Origin of the sequence: Streptomyces millisiae (genome assembly GCF_031845425.1) — a bacterium.
Taxonomy (GTDB): Bacteria; Actinomycetota; Actinomycetes; order Streptomycetales; family Streptomycetaceae; genus Streptomyces; species Streptomyces millisiae.
This window is the reverse complement of the sequence record NZ_JAVREM010000389.1, coordinates 1-409: the sequence shown is the minus strand read 5'-3', so window position 1 is coordinate 409 and position 409 is coordinate 1. Positions and strand designations below refer to the sequence as shown.

Sequence of the window (409 nt, the reverse complement as noted above, 5' to 3'; positions counted from 1 at the left end):
GGTGCACTGGCTGGAATCGCTCCAGGGCCTGCCGACCCGGGCCCAGCTGAGCGGCTTCACCCAGACCGTTTTCGCCCGGTCCACGGGCTTCGAGGCGTTCATCTGCGGCCCGGCCCCGTTCATGGCAGTCATCAAGGAAACGCTCACGGAGGCCGGTGTGCCACGGGAACGGATTCACCTCGAGGTGTTCCAGTCTCTGTCGGGCGACCCGTTCACCGATGACACCCCCACGGTCGCAACCGATTCCGACGATAGGGACACTGCCGCCCTGCAGGTCGACCTGGATGGCACCAGTCACCGGCTGAGGTGGCCGCGGCAAGCGACGCTGGTCGACGTTTTGATCCGCTCGGGCGTGGATGTGCCATATTCCTGCAAAGAGGGACAGTGCGGATCGTGCGCAGCCACGGTC

1 protein-coding gene is annotated in these 409 nt (G+C 65.8%); it reads left to right on the top strand.

Features of this window, described 5'->3' with window-relative positions; translation table 11 throughout:
• Positions 1-409, top strand: a 409-nt coding sequence (locus tag RNC47_RS37225; protein WP_311605301.1) for a flavin reductase family protein, incomplete at both ends; no start/stop codon positions are given.